Genomic DNA, 17,828 nt, shown 5'->3' with positions numbered 1-17,828 from the left:
TCAAAAATCCGGATTAAGGACTCAAGTCCTAACTACAAGCTGGTTTGACGCGCGAATTATAGAGGTAAGGTGTGCACTGCACACCTTACATAATTAGGTTCTGCCTCCAGGAATGTTAAACCTATTTATTCGGCTGAGGAGTCATCCGCAAATAAGGCTTAATCGGCGTATAACCTTTAGGAAATTTCTCTTCCAACTCTTTCGGGTCGGTAATCGAAGGTACGATTACGCAATCGTCGCCGTCTTTCCAATCAACTGGAGTCGCAACGCTGTATTTGTCCGTAAGTTGCAAGGAATCAATTACTCGCAAAATTTCATTAAAATTCCGACCAGTGCTAGCAGGATAAGTAATGCTCAAACGCAATTTCTTTTCCGGGTCAATAACAAAAACTGTGCGGATTGTTAAGTTGTTTAGCGAGTTAGGATGGATCATGTCGTAAATGTCGGAGACTTTACGATCGCCATCTGCTAAAATCGGATAATTGAGGGTGACATTCTGAGTTTCCTCAATATCTTTAATCCAGCCCATGTGAGAATCCACATCATCGACGCTGAGGGCAATGGTTTTGACGCCCCGCTTTTCAAATTCAGACTTGAGACGGGCCACTGCACCGAGTTCTGTGGTGCAAACTGGAGTATAGTCTTTCGGGTGAGAAAACAACACGACCCAGCTATCCCCAGCCCAGTCGTAGAAATTGATTTCCCCTTCAGACGAAGCTTGGGTAAAGTTGGGAACTGTATCGCCTAATCGCAGAGTCATAACTGATTTCCTCTAATTTTATTTAAGGACTGTTCCTTATCATGCCATAATTGCCCGGTTTCTCGATCGAGCTGTAAAGGATTCTAAACTTTTTGGTCGATCGATCGGCAATTCCACTACTCTAATGTATGTGTGGCTTCTAACGCTAAATTTTCTTGCTATGCTTTACTTTTTGCTTAAGGCAATACAGCCTATTTTAGTCCCGCTGTGTTTTGTGTCCGCCTGGGGCTTAGTTTTTTTGCTATGTTTGAGTGTCGGGCGTACAGTCACCGACTCCCTGCGTCGAGCTCAGCGGATGCACCAAATCCCTTGTGCTAACTGCGTATTTTTCACCGGCGACTACCACCTCAAGTGTCCCGTTCAGCCTACTATAGCTTTATCTGAAGATGCGATCGACTGTCCTGATTATCGATCGCATTCGGGAATTTACGGTTAAAAAATCCGGCCGCCGCTTTACATATTTCTTAACATCTCTTGCTCTTTCAATTAAAATTAAGTTGTGGTAAAGAGATTTTTAGGAGTGTGGAAAGAATGCTCATTCAAAAGCTAAATGCCTGCGACGAGTTTATTGCTGGCGACGGTACTCAACTGCGAGAATTGCTGCATCCAGACAAACAATCTGTAGATTTGCGTTACAGTTTAGCCCACGCCACTTTGCCACCGGGACAAACTTCTGCGCTGCACTCCCTGACGACTTCTGAAGTTTACTACATCCTCAGCGGCGTTGGAGAAATGCACATCGACGACGAAAATCAATTCGTGGAAGCCGGAGATGCAGTTTATATTCCCCCAAACGCCAAGCAGTTTATTTACAACTGCGGCACAGAGCCGCTAATATTTATTTGTATCGTCGATCCGGCGTGGCGAAAGGAAGACGAGACAATTTTCCAGTAATTTTCTAGTGTTTATCCTTTTAGGCTCGTTACCCGGCTCTGCCCGGTAACGCCTATCTAAAAGCTCTGCCTCTACTGAAAAAAACATCACAAACGGAAAATCTCTTTTAACAACAACAGCACCCAGCCATATGTACCGAGTGATTTCCTCTTTTTTCAACTTCGATGTGGAGTTGCAATAATCCTCTGATTCAGTTGCATTGCTCCCCTCTAATTAGTTGAGGAAGTGTCAGCTTTGTTGGTGGGTGCTGCTATTGGTTGTTAATGAGACAGATGTGAGATTAAACAGCGTTTTTACTCCTTAGATTCTATTGTGAACTTCGCTGTGGTATCTAGAGGTTGTATCTGTCAGAGAAGCTTTTTGTTCGCTTCATATTATTAATTTAGCACCTTCTTCTAGAACCGCAAGTACCTGCAACTAAACTTTACATTTTTAGAAGTAAGGGCGGATAATTATGAAGTTAAATTAAGCATTGAGCTTTCTAACTGCTCAGCTAAAATAGTAGAGTTGGGCTGTGCTTGCTGCTGCGAGAAACGGCATAATATTTGTATGAAAACAACCAAACTCATCAAACTGTGCGCCTTATCGGTCGGTATCTTCCTGCTGTGCAGCAGTGTAGTGACAGCGCAAACGACGGCGAACCCTCAACCTGGGCAAACTTACACTAACCAGGAGATTCTGCAACAGTTGGTGAAGGCGAAAGTCGTGTATCTGGGAGAAACCCACGATAGCGCAGAAGACCACCAAGCTCAACTAAAGATTATCCGAGAAATGCAGCGGCAAAATCGGAAAATTGCGATCGCGATGGAAATGTTTCAGCGTCCATTTCAAAGTGCGATCGACAACTACTTAGCAGGTAAACTGACCCAAGAGCAATTAGTCGAGCAAACAGAGTACGATCGCAGATGGCGCTTTCCCTGGGAATCTTACGCCCCCATTTTGCGGTTTGCCAAAGAAAATCAACTACCCGTCCTCGCCTTAAATACACCCTCCGAAGTAACGAGAAAAGTTGCCAGTCAAGGTTTAGAAAGCCTCACAGCAGAGGAAAAAAAGCACATTCCGCCAATATCCGAAATTCGCACCGACAACACCGAATATCGGCAACTGCTGCTAGAAGTTTACCAGCAACACCAAAAGGCAGAACAGGGAAATAGTACGGCTTTTGAAAGATTTTTGCAAGCCCAAGTTTTGTGGGACGAAACTATGGCGGAAAAAATAGCTGAATTTGTCAAAGCAAACCCTGACTATCAAGTTGTGGTGTTGGCGGGTAAAGGACACATTATTTACGGTTACGGCATTCCCAGTCGCGTCGAGAGGCGTTTGGGGGTCGGGAATGTAAAAATGCGATCGGTTTTATTAAATTCCAGTGACAATCCTGCTTTATCGGCAGATAAACCCATTGCTGACTTTGTTTGGAATCACTCGAAATAGTACAATTATACGCGCAAGCAATAATCAGGAAAAAATCAATGACAAACAGACCAAAAATTCTCGCATTTGCCGGAAGTACCCGCGAAGCATCCTATAACAAACTGCTGGTAAAAGTTGCGGCGGCTGGGGCTACGGCGGCGGGTGCAGAAGTTACTTATGTAGATTTGCGCGATTTGCCGATGCCGCTATTTGACGAAGATTTGGAAGCAAAAGAGGGAATGCCAGAAAATGCCCGCAAATTGAAGGAATTGATGGTAGGGCATGACGGGTTTTTGATAGCTTCCCCTGAATATAACAGTTCAATTACGCCTGTGTTGAAAAATGCGATCGATTGGGTATCGCGCCCAGCACCGGGTGAACCGGGATTGGTGGCATTTACTGGCAAAGTAGCGGTAATTATGAGTGCTTCCCCAGGCGGAATTGGAGGTTTGCGGGGATTAGTGCATTTGCGAGCGATCCTGGGGAATATTAACGTATTGGTGCTCCCGGATCAGAAAGCAATTCCCCAAGCTTTTGAAGCATTTAATGCTGACGGTACGATGAAAGATCCCAAACAGCAGGACGCTGTTGAAAATCTCGGTGCTAAGTTGTCTAATGTGCTGTCGAAATTAATCGCCTGAAGCAATAAATTCATTTTGTAGTAGGGACACAGAAATATTGTGTCCCTAATCCTAGTATCTGTTATTCCGCTGGCTGCATCAAGTGCGATCGCGTCGCAAAATTGCTACGCTCATAGTTAATTGGCTGTTATTCTCACCCCCAAATTAACATGACATTCACCACATACCCAAAATCAGCACCTCCTAAAACCAGCAGCCCGGCTTGAGAATTGCACTTAGAAAATCATCACTCTCGTGAATCCCTGAAATTGTAATATCGAGATTAGTTCGATCGCAAACCGCATAATTTTCTGAGTTTCTTCCCAGGTTTATTCTTGTATATTCCCACAGGTTAACTCTTCGGCATAGCCAATATGCCACTCATCTACTTTTTCCAACACCGCAGAAAATCTCTTTACCCTTGTGCCTCTACTTGAAAACGGGTATAATTTTATTTCCTAGAGATAATACGTAGTGGAAAACTTACCACAAATTGTACCATAACCGCATCACCCGATCGACGTAAAACAAAACCACCCGATCGCAGATTGGCAGAAATAGACAAGAGTAGGCATACTTGAACCATCGGTCATCGGTCGGTATATTTCTTCCAAACAGCACGGCAGGCGTGGGAGACTCCTCCGTCACGCCTGCCCTGCAGTTTTATTTAATAATTGTTCGATTTCCTACGGCATAGCTTCACTTCACCTAAATTACCCCATTTTTTTCTTCTTCCAAGCCTCCACAAACGGCACAAACACCGACACCAACTCCTGCCTGTTCACCACCAAAGTCGGATAAGAAACTCTCCCGTAATTCTTCCCCACTTCCAGCGGAAAAATCCCCTGGGATTCCAGCGGTAGCCAAACGGCACCCGCCGCCTTCACAATTACCCAACTCCCCGCAATATCCCAAATTTTCGGAGTCGCTTCCACCCCTCCCAACACCGCACCCGAAGCCACAGTCAAAAAATTGTAACTAGCCATACCCAACATCCGAACTTTACTCGGAAGATGAGGCCCCATTCCCACACTCCGCGAACACAAATTAAAAAAATGATTCCCGCTCATTTTATCCGCACTCGGCCGAATTTGCTGCCCGTTTAAAAAAGCACCTTGAGTCATATTGTCAAACACGCCGCCCGCCAAATCAGGTGCATAAAAACCGTGAAAAGACTGATTAATTGGCGGCAAATGCACGCAGCCAAAAACCGGAGTTCCGCGATACAACAAACCCAAAGAAATACCCCAAATCGGAATTCCCCTAGCAAAATTAGTTGTACCATCCAAAGGATCGACAACCCAACACCATTCTGTATCGGGAAAAACTTGTTCTCCTTCCTCGCTCAAAATGCCGTGACTGGGGAAAGCAGATGCGATCGCACTTCTAATTTCTGCATCAGCCCACTTATCGGATTTCGTCACCAAACTCCCGTCATCCTTTTCATCCGCTTGCGCGGAACCGAAATCTTGCAGCAACTGCTGTCCGACTCTCTCGACAGTAACCCGTGCAAAACTTAAAATAGAATCCCAAAAATTAGTCATTAGTTATTCGTTATTCGTTATTGATTATTGGAACTAACAACTGTCACAAGCCACCGACTAACTGACAAAGCCTTAGTCTAATTCATTTTCAAGAATAGTAGCGATCGCACTTTTAGCATTATCCTGAAACTCCTCAACATCCACCCTACCCAACAACCAAACAGCCAGAATCATACCCACTGCAGGCACAGCAAACACCAACCCATAAGCCAACATCGGCACCCCAAACAAACTCCTGCCCAAATCCAAAATAGCACCGCCGCTAACGGTTGCCATACCCCGCGCCATCGCCTGCGACAAACCCCAAGCGCCAATAAAAGTGCCAGCAGTTTCTGCAGCAGTCAAATCCAACATCAAACTCAGCGCCCCCGTCGTCGTAATACCCGAAGCTAAACCAAACAACATTAAAGCCGACTTAAACACAATTGGATTTCCTGTAAATCCAGATAAAATAATTAAACCAAAACAAGCAGCCACCGACAAACAGCCCAACCTAATCGTATTTTGCTTGCCGAGGCGCGGTACAATAAAAAAACCAGTTGTACTCAAACCGATCAGAGTACCAGTACCGTAAATAGCATTCAAGCGAGTAGTTTCCCAAATCGGCATCTTAAAAATTTCCCCGCCGTAAGGTTCCAATACTGCATCCTGCATAAACAAGCAAATTGTCATAATCAGCAGGAAAGTAAAAAACAAACCGGTTTGGCGACTAGCAGTCAAAATCCGCAGCGCACTTCCCAAAGTAATTTTATCTTCTCGATTCACTGCGGACGATCGCACCCCGTACCGCGAATACTTTTTCTCAACTCCAAAAGTCGCAATTCCCACCAACAGCAAAACAACCGCCGGCACTTTCACAAACAAACCATTAATCGAAGCCTGCAACACTTCCCGCGACACATCCCCATCAATTTGCTTCAGCAAACCGCTGCTAACAATCGCCCCGATAATAATACCAACCATCAGCATCGACCACACCACACCCACCAACTTCGATCGATCTTCCTCATCCGAAACATCCACCAACAAAGCAGCAAAAGGAGTCGAACTCGAACAAATAGCAATACCGTAAAGCGCAAAAATCAAACCCAACAAACCCACCCAACCGTAAGTAGCAGTCGTCCACCCCACAGTCTCCAAACTGCCGCCCAGACCCCACATCACCTGCACCGCCAAAAAAGCGGAAATCACAAACAAAACGCTTCCTACCCACACATAACCCGTGCGGTGATGGCCAAACAAAGGCTTAGCATCAGACATTTGCCCGAACCATACCCTAGCCGGCGCCACAAACTGGTGCATCGCTAGCGTACCCGCCACCACAGTAGCCGGAATCGCCAACTCCTTAATCATCACGCGATTGAGTACCCCCAGCGTCAAAATCGACATCATACCCAATCCCATCTGAAACAAACCCAACCGGAACATAGTCAGCAGGTTAACTCTCTTGATGGCACGAGTCGCGGAATCTGTTAATCTTGAATCTGGCAAACGGTCGATCGACATAGCTATTCAAATAAACACAGCATTTGCATTTATAGTAACTGACATACTCGCCACCAGCCGCGTTTCCTCCCCCGGCTAGAAGCTCGATCGCGACTATTTATAGAAAAATAATAGACAATAAAGAATTGTGGATTTACCAACCGTGACAACCATTACCCTAGGACAAAATGGCCCAGCCGTCATTCCCCTGTGCGTCGGAACTTGGGCTTGGGGCGACAAACTATTTTGGAACTACGGCAGCAACTACGGCGCCGCCGAAGTCGAAGCAGCATTCAAAACATCCCTAGACAGCGGAGTCAACTTTTTCGACACAGCCGAAGTCTACGGTAACGGCTTGTCAGAAGAATTGCTGGGGCAGTTTCTCAAAAAAACCACCCAACCCGTGCAAATAGCCACCAAATTCGGCCCCGTACCTTGGCGGATTACAGGAAAATCAGTTTCCGACGCTTTGAGTGCCAGCTTAAAACGCTTGCAAGTAGAACAAATAGCCCTCTACCAAGTGCACTGGCCCTTCACTTTTTTACTGAGTCAAGAAACCCTGATGAACGCCTTAGCGGATGAAGTAAAACAAGGCAGAATTCAAGCAGTAGGAGTCAGCAACTATTCAGTAGAACAGATGCGGCAAGCCCACAAAATACTAGCAGCAAGAGGCGTTCCCCTAGCAACAAATCAAGTCCGCTACTCCTTGCTGTCGCGGCAAGTAGAAAAACAAGGAATTGTGAGTGCAGCCCGCGAATTGGGAGTCACAATTTTAGCGTACAGCCCCTTAGCCCAAGGATTGCTTACCGGCAAATACACAGCCCAAGAACAACCTACAGGAGCCCGCAAAATGGACTCCCGCTTCAGTAAAAGCGGCATCGAAAAAATTGAATTAGTCATGTCCACGCTGCGGAAAATGGGCAAAAAGCGCGATCGCACCCCCGCCCAAGTAGCCCTCAACTGGTTAATAGCTCAAAACGGAGTTATCCCAATTCCCGGCGCCAAAACAGCAAAACAAGCCGCAGAAAATGCAGGCGCATTAGGTTGGAATTTGAGCCAAGATGAAGTTAATCAACTAGAACTAATGACTCGTCCCTGGCGAGAATAAAGCAGCCAACCGAGTTTTTTGGGGAAATATTGTTCAATGTTTGAAACCTCAAAAAACTCGGTTGCTTTTGGCGCGCGCTCGTTTACTTGGAATCAACCTGTAAAATATGGAGCATTGATGATGTTAGATATGAAGTTAATTCAATCTTGTCTTGATCAGTTAGATATTGCTTGTATTCAATATGAAAAGAGAAAAATAAAATGCTATCAGGAAAACTGCGAGCCATATGAAGATGACAGAGACTGGCCACCGATTACTGCAAATGTTATTATTTGGCTTGATGGGCAAAAGCCGGGTTCACCCGGTCGTTATGCTGATTTTACTGCTTCTAACTATTATATTATGCATTGGCAATTGTATCTACTAAATGAGGAGGGTATAAGAGAGTTGCGAGATTCCACTGATTATGATATCCAAGAGATACATGGGTCAGATTGGGAAAATCGCTACGACGATTGATGTTACTTGCTTGAATTGAATCAAAAATTATTACAGAACTTCACACCTACATCGATCGAACAGCTTCAGATTCTTTTTACCATATGTGCAATAACTTAATGATAACTATCAACTGTCAACTTTCAACTATTTCTTCGTTATGAAAATATTAACTGACTGGGGTTTCACGCGCGAAGGCTGGCGCAACAACAGCCGCGGCGAATATTTAGTTTTGCTGCAAGGAGCATTGCTCGCAGGATTTGCAATTTTACCAGTTTATCAACTGCCAGGATTCAAAATTCAATCAACTCAACTACTTTTTTATCTTAGCTGGACTCTAGCAAGTATTCTCAGCTTAAGCGGATTAATTTTCATAATCAAAGCACTAATAGACTTAGGAAAAAACCTCACACCATTGCCCTATCCCAGAGAAGACGGAAAATTAGTCCAAACAGGCGTTTACGGAATAGTGCGACATCCATTATACAGCGGCTTAATTTTAGCCGCACTAGGCTGGACAATTTTTCAACTCAGTATATCCCACTTAATAGCCAGCTCCATATTAATCATATTTTTCGACATCAAAGCCAACCGAGAAGAAACCTGGTTAACCGAAAAATATCCAGCCTATTCAGAATACAGCCAGCAAGTCAAAAAACTAATTCCCGGAATCTATTAACAGATTCCCTCTGCATCTGCGTTAATCTGCTTCTATCTGCGGTTAAAAAATGAAATATAACAAAAAAATACAAATTATACTGCTAGCATTAACACTATTTTTATGCTTGTCACAGCAATTAACAGCGTGCAGCTTTCTCAAAAAACCCTTTCAACTTCCCGCCTCAGCCAAACAAGAACCCTGGCCCATTCAAACAGGCCTCCGAACAGCCATCCTCCGCGACAATATACCAACAGTCAACCGCGTAGTTTTAGTACCCGACGAAGCCACCTTCTTAGCAGCAATCCAAAAATGGAATCTCAAAGGAAACTGGCCTATTCTCATCGAAGACAAAAAATATACGCCCATGTTTGTGCAGCGCTTTCAACCCGAAGAAATAGTGCGTTTGCCCAGCATCAAACAGCAACTGCCAAAAAATCAAAAACTCCAACAATTAATGCTGAACGCCTCAGCAGCAGCTTGGAATGCCACCGATACTCAAACCTTAAAGGCACAATGGACTCAACTCGGCTGGGAACCCCCAGGAGTAGTAATCACATCAGAAAACGACCCGGCACGCTCAGCAGCAGTTGCCTTAGCAGCCGCTCACGGTCAACCTTTAGTATTTCTAGAAGGCAACTTCGGAAAACCCAACGATACCCTCAACAACACACAGTGGAAAAATCTGCAACTAGCAGTTACAAAAGCTGTCGAATCAACCGGATATTTTTACTCTCAACTCGCAGACCCGATCGACACAATAACCATTGTACGCCAACTAGCAGTCAAATATCAATCTCCTGAAAAACCCGACGAACAACTAGCCGTTACCGACGGTTTGGGACGGCACCCCAACGGCGAACGCTGGGCGGCTGTCGGCTGGATTTACGGCTCCGAGGTACGATCGATCTATCAAGCGATGTGTGCCATATTTCTCGATACCGAAACCGCCATGCTTTATGACAGTTATCCCAAGGAAGGAAATTGGGGGAAATATGAAATGGAGGCAGCAGCTAGCGGACTAAAAACTATAGGTTTGAATGTCGAAGTAGTGCAGAAACCAGAATCTAGCCTGGAAAAGTGGCGGAGTTTAGCCTCAAAACCGTGGACATTTGACTTAATATTAATGAATTCCAAAGGCTACCCAAAATCATTCCAAGTCGGCAACGGCGACGCTTCAGTTGAGGACATACCAAAACTCCAATTTCCCGCAGCAATCCACATGATCCACAGTTGGTCAGCAGCCGCCCCAGATGACAACAACACGGTTGCCGGAAGGTGGTTAGAAAATGGTGCTTACGTATATATTGGCAGCGTCAATGAACCTTTTTTATCTGCATTTATTCCACCTAAATTAATGGTCGATCGCCTGAAGCGAGGCTCACCCCTTTTAATCGCAGCACGCCAGCTAGAATCCCAACCTTGGAAAGTGGCCACCATAGGCGATCCGCTAATGTCGATCGCCAAACCCAGACCAAGAATCCCGCCCACTAAACAACCGATGTGATATTATGCGCGATCGAGGAATTTAAAATTGGAGATTTGAGATTTGTGATTGTAAGGTAAAACCTCAAATCGCCAATTCTTTAATTTGAAAGTTGTTTTGCAGGGAGTTATATGATATGACCCGTTCACTGATGCGATCGCCCTAAACGCCAACACGCTAAATATAGTTAATGAGCATTATCGCCAGAGTATATCTAAGTTTGAATGTAACTTAGCATACAATCACGCCAAATCCGCCGCTCCTCAGAATCAGTCATTCCATCCAAGCGGCCCGCCCAAAAAATTTACCCTAAAATACGCCTTAATTAAGTTGTCAATTCCCCTAAAATCACTCAAAATGAAAATAAGAAATAAATTGTAATATTATATAACTTCTCACCGAAGAATTAACCGCTAAATGAGAGCCATCCCTCCTGTGGATCTGCCGCCACCCGGGCCAACTGCAGCAACTCCCCAAGCCTCCCGACTAAGCCCGCTATTTACCCGCCTGCACCCCAGCCCAGAAACCCTCCTGCTCATCCTCTCCCTAGTCATTGGGGGAGTTACGGGCGCAGGCGTCGTGACATTTCACTACCTCATCCACTTCATCCACAGCCTGATGCTGGAAGACTTCATGGGTGCGATCGCGTCGAAAGGCTCTTGGACGCTAGCCTGCATTCCCACCCTCGGCGGAGTCATCATCGGGCTGATGCGGTGGCGGTTTCGGGATTTTGGCCCGAATATGTCTTCCTTAATTGCAGCCACCCGCGGGCTGCAAGAACTCTCCCCCCTCAAACCCATCACCAAAATGGTGGCAGCCTCAGTTTCCCTCGGCACCGGCGCCTCCCTGGGCCCGGAAGCCCCCAGTGTCGAAATCGGCGCTAATTTTGGAATGCTGCTGGCTCAAGTCTTGCAGCTTTCCCCGGAACGGCAGCGCTTGCTCCTGGGCGCCGGAGCTGCTGCAGGCTTATCCGCCGGGTTTAACTCTCCCATCGCCGGAGTCTTTTTTGCTTTAGAAGTCGTGCTCGGCAGCACCTTCGCCACTTCGTCAGTCAGCGTAGTCTTGCTCTCCGCCGTAGTTTCCGCGCTGATCGCTCAAATCTGCTTGGGATCTCAGCCGGCCTTTGCTTTGCCGGTTTACGATGTCCGCAGCCCCTTAGAACTACCTCTGTACATGGGATTGGGACTTTTGGCGAGCGGAGTCTCCTTAGCCTACACAGAAGCAATTCAATTTGCCGATCGCTGTTTTCAAGGCAAAATCCGAGGATTTGCTTGGCTCGGACGAGTGCCCCGGCCGCTTCAGCCGATCATCGGCGGCGCCTGCGTCGGCTTAGTCGCCCTGCAATTTCCTCAAATTTTGGGTGTCGGCTACGAAACAGTCCAAGCAATGCTCCAAGATGTTAAATTTTCCTTGCCTTTGCTGCTGCTGCTGCTGTTTGTCAAACTGGCGATGACAGCAATCAGCCTCGGCAGCGGTTTAGTTGGCGGTATCTTCGCTCCGGCGATGTTTTTGGGAGCTTCCCTGGGTTCGGCTTACGGACTCTTTTTGGAAATGCTGCCGGCAATGAGCGATCGAGTCGCCGGCCCTCCTGCCTACGCAATGGTGGGAATGGCCGCCGTGCTCGCCGGCAGTGCCAGAGCACCGCTGACCGCCATCCTATTGATGTTTGAATTAACCCGCGATTATCGGATTGTCTTGCCTTTGATGGCAGCAGTGGGATTGAGCGTTTGGCTGGTGGAGTGTGTCAACCGCCGATCGACAGCCCACAGCCTCAACCTTCAGCAAATGGGCGTAGACGTGGCTCTCAATACCCCCATCAAAGCCAGAGAACAGTTGCAGGATTGGGAAGATGTTCTGGGGGATCGCATCGTCACAGAACTGATTTCTTGCCCACTTCCCACCGACGGCGAACACAGTATCGATCGACGAGAACCCACCGACGCTCCAGTGCTAGCCCTAGCAAATCGACATTCCTCGGAAAAAGTCAACCCCAATAAAGAATAAAAAACAACGTGACAGCAGCAACAGCCAAAGAACGGGAGAATTGAGAATTCTTCCATCTGCGTTCTCCGCGCCCTCTGGGGTTAATTCCTCTTCCTTCAGATTTCAGCTAAAATAACCAAATATTATTAACAATAGGCAGAGAGGGGCTTCGGTGGCAGGAAACGAGGCAACTGCAAAAAACAAAAGTCAAAAAATACCCGGAAAAACCCCCTTGGGTTCCACTCATTACAGCTTGTTAGGGCTGCATCCTTCAGCCTCAGTAATTGAAATTCGGCGATCGTACCGGGAACTGAGCAAACTCTACCATCCCGATACCACCGACCTGCCATCCGCAGTCGCCACCGCCAAATTTCAGCAGCTCAACAACGCCTACGCCACCCTCAGCAACCCAGAACGTCGCCTCGCCTACGACCTCAAAATAGGCTATTCTCGCCTGAACGTGATTGGGCCGCCCCCCGGCTTCGATGCTCCGGTTTCGGGCTCCGGCAAAAAAACTTCCAACTCCGCTTACCTAGATCCTACGGATCGACCTCTTTCTCCTGGAGAAATGTTTGCCCTGTTGATCATGGGAGCTAGCTTAATCGGATGTTTGGTACTGGCGATAGCGATCGGTTTAACTCGCGGCAATTAAAGCCTCAAATCCCCAATCTCCAATCCTCAATCGGAAATCCCCAATCCCCAATTTAAAATCTAAAATCCCATGACTCTTCCTTCCGCTGACACTCCTTTGTACAACCACCCACTCCCTGAAATCGAGCAGTGGCTAAAAAGCCGCGGCTGCCAGCAAGATCGGCGAGAACTCCACTGCTGGCAGATCGAGCAACTTACATGGAAAGCAGAACTCTCCCTCGATATTGACCAACTTACCGTCCGCTACATCGATGCTGGAGCCGACGGCCAAGACATTCAGCGAGCATTCAAATACTCCCTCTCGCGTCAGGACATTGAAGCGGCAGTTTTCTCCGGCCCCTAATTTGATTTTAGATTGGCGAATTTAGATTTTAGATTGAGGAATACATTTCAGAATCTACTTAATTGGAAAGTGAAAAATTAATCTAAAATCCAAAATCTAAAATCCAAAATAGTTAGACTTTGCCAAATCGGCGGTTGCGTTGCTGATAAGTAGACAAAGCGCGGTGAAACTCCGATCGATCAAAATCCGGCCACAGCGTCTCAGTAATGTAAATTTCCGAATAAGCCATTTGCCATAGTAAAAAATTGCTCAACCGCATTTCCCCACTCGTTCGGATCAGCAAATCCGGGTCACAAACATCAGCAGTATACAAATAGCGTTTAAATAAAACCTCATCAATCTCCTCCGGCTGCAACTTGCCCTCTTTCACCTGAGTGGCGATCGCCCGACAAGCTTGTACAATCTCCTGACGCCCCCCGTAATTCGTCGCCACCGTAAACAAAATCCCCTGATTGTGCTGAGTGGCTGTCACAGAACGCTCGATTTCCGCTTGCAAAGACTTCGGCAAAGCCTGCAAATTCCCCATAAATTGAATTTGCACGTCCTCGTCCACCATCTCCCGCAATTCTTGCCGCAACTTTCCCTCAAACAAACTCATTAAAAAATCCACCTCTCCGGCCGGCCGCCCCCAATTCTCCGTCGAAAAAGCATAGGCCGTTAAAGCTGGAATCCCCCAATCTTTGCAGCAGCGCAGCAGTTCCTTGAGAGTGCTAGCTCCTCGGCGGTGTCCCGCAATCCGCGGCAACCCCCTCTTCTTAGCCCAGCGCCCGTTCCCGTCCATAATCACTGCTATGTGCTTAGGCAGTAGTTCTTGTTGCAGATCCTCCGGCAACTTTTCCAAGCAAATTCCTTGACTCATGGTTTCTCCCGATTACCCGACTAACGGCGCAGTATCCGTTTTAACAGCGTCACTCCCTTCAATCCTATCTGGCGTCCGAGATTGCCGATCGGAATTGGAGCCACAACTCTTTCTCCCTCCGACGGAAACAGCTTTGCTTCCAGCAATTCCTTAAGTTTGCTGCTCGTCAAAGGTCGATTTAACATTCCCATCTGCGCTAAAGAAATAGAACCTGTTTCCTCGGACACCACCACGCACACGCAAGCTTGCACCCGTTCTGTAATCCCCATCGCCGCCCGGTGGCGGGTTCCCAACTGCCGCGACGCGCTGCGATCGGACAAAGGCAAAATTACCCCCGCCGACACGATCCGCGAACCTCGAATCAAAACAGCTCCGTCGTGCAGCAAAGTTTGCGGCTGAAAGATTGTCTGCAACAATTCTTTAGAAACTTCAGCATTTAACTTTAGTCCCGGCACTGAAAAATCTCGATCGTCGATCGGGGAATCTGTTTCTATAATTAGTAAAGCGCCCGTGCGGTTTTGGGAAAGTTCTTTTACTGCGTCCACAATTTCATCTATTACGCTGTCCGGTTCGGGATTTGGTCGGCGATCGCGTCCAAACAATTGCCGAAATTCCCCCCGACCCAATTGTTCCAGAAATCGGCGAAACTCCGACTGCAATATTACCGCCATTGCCACAGCCGAACCAGTCACCAAGCTATTGAGCGCAACGTGCAACAGCCTTAATCCAGCCCAGTTGCTCACCGCCGCCGCCAGCATCAAAATGATAAATCCCCTTACCATCCACAGCGTTCTGCGCTCGCCAACAATGACGAGCACCAAATACGCAAGGGCAAAAACCAGTCCAATATCTATCCCTTGAATCAATAAGGACTGAACCAGGGCCAAGTCAAAGCCAGATTGTTGATTGTTCATGGTTCATCGAACGCTACCGCCTGTGAACCGCGAACCGTGATGCACTCGAACCCATGAACCATGAACAGTTGTTATAAGGAATATGCTGAAAATCCCCGTATTTTTAGACCGGGAAATGTCAATCCAATCGCGTGACTGAACAAGGCAAAAGTTAAAAGTGAAAAGGCAATCATCACTAAGTAAACATGGATTGTCTTTCTTTTAACTTTTAACTTTTAACTTCTAAGTTTTTACTTTTGAGTTCCGAGTCGTTCAGGAAGGCGGTCAAGCCTCAGCAAATCCTGGTAAGTTTCCCGCTGTATAATCGTGTTAACTTCCCCATTTCTCACTAAAACCGCGGCCGGTCGGGGTACTCGGTTGTAGTTAGAAGCCATACTGTAATTGTATGCCCCTGTGGCCGTAACCGCGAGGACATCTCCGGCATGACACTCTGGCAATTTGGCATCTTTAATCAGAACATCGCCTGACTCGCAGTGTTTTCCAGCAATTGTGACTGTTTCCGTTAAGGGAGCAGACATTTTACCGGCTGCGAGGACTCGATAAACTGATTGATAGGTAATAGGACGCGGATTGTCGGACATCCCTCCATCTACAGCTAGATACGTCCGCATTCCCGGAATGACTTTTTGAGAGCCAACGGTATAAGCAGTGACGCAGGCTGTACCGACGAGCGATCGACCCGGTTCGCAAAGCAATTTCGGTAATGGCAATTGCTGCCGCTCGCAAGCTGCTACCACTGCGGAGCAAATTGTACGAGCCCAATCTTCAATGCTAGGAGGATCGTCCGCTTCAGTATAGCGAATGCCCAACCCGCCGCCAATATTAATTTCTGTTGCTGGCAAACCATAACTCTGTGCTTTTGTCAATGCCTGAACTATGACTTCGGCTAAATCGTCATGGGGTTGCAGTTCAAAAATCTGAGAGCCGATGTGAGCGTGCACTCCGACGCAAAATAACGACGGCTGTTGGCTGATGAAAGTAAATACTCGCTCGAGCGAGTTGGGATCGAAGCCAAATTTACTGTCGATTTGACCCGTCTGAATGTACTCGTGGGTGTGACACTCAATTCCAGGAGTAAACCGCACCATAACTCGTGTCGGCCCACCTGTGAGGCTGCTGACACCCAATTCTCCCAACTCTGCTAAAGTCTCTAAATCCCGCCAATTGTCGGCTACGGTAATGCAGCCGTTTTCGACAGCTAGCTGTAGTTCCTCGCGAGACTTATTGTTACCGTGGAAGTAGATTTTGTCGGGGCCCACGCCGGCTTGCAGTGCAGTGTGGATTTCTCCGGCGGATACGACATCTATGCCTAAGCCTTCGGAAGCTGCGATCGCACAAATTGCCAAACAACTCCAAGCTTTAGAAGCATAAAGCACTTGGGATTCGCCCGGATAGTAACGCTCGAAAGCATCCCGGTACTGGGTGCAAGCCGCCCGCAGCGTTTCTTCGTCTAAAATATACAACGGCGAGCCAAATTGCTCCACCAAGGCTGTTACCTCGCAGCCTCCGATTTCCAACCGATCGCTGCTGTTAACACTGGCTGTCAGCGGTAACAGTTCTTGATTTGGCGATCGATTTTGCAGGGCAGGCTTCGACTCAGACAGATACTTAAGTCCCGATTCGACCCCGAAAGATTGAGTTGATACCATCGCGCAATAACTATCCTAGGTTATTAGTCAGCAGTCATTAATCAGCAGTCAGCAGTCGGCAGTCATTAATCAGCAGTCATTCGTCGTTGGCAGTAGACTAATGTCTGGAGACTTGTGAGTCATGACTCAGGACTAGCAACAAACAGCTAATCGCTACTGTGTTTTCCAGTGTACAATTTACAGCCGTGCGTTTTCTAGAAATTAAACATCTCGCCGCCGAAGATCTCAACAGTGCAGTCGAACTCGATCGGCTCTGTTTTGGTGGACTGTGGACGATCGAAGGCTATGGGCGCGAGTTAGGCAGTCCTAACAGCGATTTACTGGGTTTGTGGGCATCGGAAACCGAGGACTGTGAATCAGCTCAAAACCTGGCGGACACGGGGGCACCGCCCCTACAGATTCCCCCAACTCTCATCGGTTTGGGTTGCCTGTGGGCAATTTTAGAAGAAGCTCATATTACAATTTTGGCAATTCATCCTCGCTTTCAAGGTCAGGGTTTAGGACAAGCTCTGCTTTGGGATTTACTAAAAAAGGCTCACTATAGACAATTAGAACGGGCAACCTTAGAAGTGCGGGAATCAAATTTAGCCGCAGTTTCTCTTTACCAAAAATTTGGGTTTAAAGAGGCCGGACGGCGAAAACGCTACTACGAAGACACCGGAGAAGATGCTCTGGTAATGTGGCGCAGTGGCATAGAGAAACCCGAGTTTCAGCAATATTTAGCGGTTGAGAAAGTGCAAATTTGCGATCGGCTGCATCAGAAAAAATGGCATTTGGCGATCGATAGTTTTGAGTTTTGAATTTAATTTGTTGCGAATTTAATAAGACTTAGCATGATAGTCCATAAACCGTTTTTTTTACCAAAAGACGCTTTACAGCCCGCAGATTCAGTAAAAAAACCGGTTTCGAGCAGTCAAAGTGCGATCGCGAACTGTTTAATAAAAAAACCTAAGTAGGTGGACAGGAAAAAAATAAACTATGTAACGCTAAGTCTTGAGCTAGCTAGACTTAAACTTGAAACGCTTT

General features: G+C 47.0%; 19 protein-coding genes. 12 read left to right on the top strand and 7 right to left on the bottom strand.

Annotated features, from left to right (window positions below; translation table 11 throughout):
* Positions 1-121: 121 nt before the first annotated feature.
* Positions 122-760 carry a peroxiredoxin gene (locus QUA45_RS14290; protein ID WP_006632618.1) on the bottom strand — a complete coding sequence of 213 codons (639 nt, stop codon included), beginning with the start codon at positions 758-760 and terminating at the stop codon, positions 122-124.
* Positions 761-920: 160 nt separating this feature from the next.
* Here QUA45_RS14290 and QUA45_RS14285 point away from each other — a divergent pair, with 160 nt between their 5' ends.
* From QUA45_RS14285 to QUA45_RS14270, 4 genes are all read left to right on the top strand, one after another.
* Entirely contained in the window at positions 921-1,196 is a 276-nt protein-coding gene (locus QUA45_RS14285; RefSeq protein ID WP_333215297.1) for a hypothetical protein, read from the top strand.
* A gap of 95 nt (positions 1,197-1,291) precedes the next feature.
* Entirely contained in the window at positions 1,292-1,654 is a 363-nt protein-coding gene (locus QUA45_RS14280; protein WP_333098633.1) for a cupin domain-containing protein, read from the top strand.
* A 549-nt stretch (positions 1,655-2,203) separates the two neighbouring features.
* Entirely contained in the window at positions 2,204-3,085 is an 882-nt protein-coding gene (locus QUA45_RS14275; RefSeq protein WP_333221203.1) for a ChaN family lipoprotein, read from the top strand.
* A 38-nt stretch (positions 3,086-3,123) separates the two neighbouring features.
* Positions 3,124-3,705 (top strand): NAD(P)H-dependent oxidoreductase, encoded by a 582-nt coding sequence (locus tag QUA45_RS14270; RefSeq protein ID WP_333221202.1) that lies wholly within the window; start codon positions 3,124-3,126, stop codon positions 3,703-3,705.
* Positions 3,706-4,167: 462 nt separating this feature from the next.
* Here the strand turns inward: QUA45_RS14270 and QUA45_RS14265 are convergent, their stop codons facing one another.
* The 3 genes from QUA45_RS14265 to QUA45_RS14255 form a co-directional block, all read right to left on the bottom strand.
* The gene (locus QUA45_RS14265) at positions 4,168-4,332 is read right to left on the bottom strand and encodes a hypothetical protein (RefSeq protein WP_333098638.1); all 165 of its coding nucleotides are present in this window, start codon (positions 4,330-4,332) and stop codon (positions 4,168-4,170) included.
* A gap of 65 nt (positions 4,333-4,397) precedes the next feature.
* A complete protein-coding gene (locus tag QUA45_RS14260; RefSeq protein WP_333098641.1) occupies positions 4,398-5,228 on the bottom strand; it encodes an inositol monophosphatase family protein in 831 nt (276 codons plus the stop codon).
* 72 nt (positions 5,229-5,300) lie between these two features.
* A complete protein-coding gene (locus QUA45_RS14255) occupies positions 5,301-6,734 on the bottom strand; it encodes a BCD family MFS transporter (RefSeq protein WP_333221200.1) in 1,434 nt (477 codons plus the stop codon).
* Positions 6,735-6,876: 142 nt separating this feature from the next.
* Here QUA45_RS14255 and QUA45_RS14250 point away from each other — a divergent pair, with 142 nt between their 5' ends.
* The 7 genes from QUA45_RS14250 (at position 6,877) to QUA45_RS14220 (ending at position 13,380) form a co-directional block, all read left to right on the top strand.
* Positions 6,877-7,821 (top strand): aldo/keto reductase, encoded by a 945-nt coding sequence (locus QUA45_RS14250; RefSeq protein WP_333221223.1) that lies wholly within the window; start codon positions 6,877-6,879, stop codon positions 7,819-7,821.
* A 36-nt stretch (positions 7,822-7,857) separates the two neighbouring features.
* Positions 7,858-8,280 carry a hypothetical protein gene (locus QUA45_RS14245; RefSeq protein WP_333221198.1) on the top strand — a complete coding sequence of 141 codons (423 nt, stop codon included), beginning with the start codon at positions 7,858-7,860 and terminating at the stop codon, positions 8,278-8,280.
* 139 nt (positions 8,281-8,419) lie between these two features.
* Positions 8,420-8,938 carry an isoprenylcysteine carboxylmethyltransferase family protein gene (locus QUA45_RS14240; RefSeq protein ID WP_333221196.1) on the top strand — a complete coding sequence of 173 codons (519 nt, stop codon included), beginning with the start codon at positions 8,420-8,422 and terminating at the stop codon, positions 8,936-8,938.
* Positions 8,939-8,987: 49 nt separating this feature from the next.
* Positions 8,988-10,424 (top strand): hypothetical protein, encoded by a 1,437-nt coding sequence (locus QUA45_RS14235; protein ID WP_333221194.1) that lies wholly within the window; start codon positions 8,988-8,990, stop codon positions 10,422-10,424.
* Positions 10,425-10,820: 396 nt separating this feature from the next.
* Positions 10,821-12,407, top strand: coding sequence for a chloride channel protein (locus QUA45_RS14230; RefSeq protein WP_333098648.1), 1,587 nt, complete (start codon positions 10,821-10,823; stop codon positions 12,405-12,407).
* 151 nt (positions 12,408-12,558) lie between these two features.
* The gene (locus tag QUA45_RS14225; protein ID WP_333098650.1) at positions 12,559-13,038 is read left to right on the top strand and encodes a J domain-containing protein; all 480 of its coding nucleotides are present in this window, start codon (positions 12,559-12,561) and stop codon (positions 13,036-13,038) included.
* A gap of 69 nt (positions 13,039-13,107) precedes the next feature.
* Positions 13,108-13,380: a DUF3143 domain-containing protein gene (locus tag QUA45_RS14220; RefSeq protein WP_333039717.1), complete on the top strand. Its 273-nt coding sequence runs from the start codon at positions 13,108-13,110 to the stop codon at positions 13,378-13,380.
* 112 nt (positions 13,381-13,492) lie between these two features.
* Here the strand turns inward: QUA45_RS14220 and QUA45_RS14215 are convergent, their stop codons facing one another.
* The 3 genes from QUA45_RS14215 to lysA form a co-directional block, all read right to left on the bottom strand.
* Positions 13,493-14,239, bottom strand: coding sequence for an isoprenyl transferase (locus QUA45_RS14215; protein WP_333098652.1), 747 nt, complete (start codon positions 14,237-14,239; stop codon positions 13,493-13,495).
* 20 nt (positions 14,240-14,259) lie between these two features.
* Positions 14,260-15,153, bottom strand: a complete 894-nt coding sequence (cdaA, locus tag QUA45_RS14210) for a diadenylate cyclase CdaA (RefSeq protein ID WP_333098654.1) — start codon at positions 15,151-15,153, stop codon at positions 14,260-14,262.
* A gap of 230 nt (positions 15,154-15,383) precedes the next feature.
* Complete coding sequence (gene lysA, locus QUA45_RS14205) at positions 15,384-16,802, bottom strand: diaminopimelate decarboxylase (protein ID WP_333221193.1); 1,419 nt, start codon at positions 16,800-16,802, stop codon at positions 15,384-15,386.
* Between the two features lie 185 nt (positions 16,803-16,987).
* Between lysA and rimI the strand changes: the two genes are divergently transcribed.
* Positions 16,988-17,602: a ribosomal protein S18-alanine N-acetyltransferase gene (gene rimI / locus QUA45_RS14200; RefSeq protein ID WP_445305317.1), complete on the top strand. Its 615-nt coding sequence runs from the start codon at positions 16,988-16,990 to the stop codon at positions 17,600-17,602.
* The last annotated feature ends 226 nt before the right edge of the window (positions 17,603-17,828 follow it).

This window comes from Microcoleus sp. Pol12A5, from assembly GCF_036701435.1.
Classification (GTDB): Bacteria; Cyanobacteriota; Cyanobacteriia; order Cyanobacteriales; family Microcoleaceae; genus Microcoleus.
This window is presented reverse-complemented; position numbering and strand designations above follow the sequence as displayed.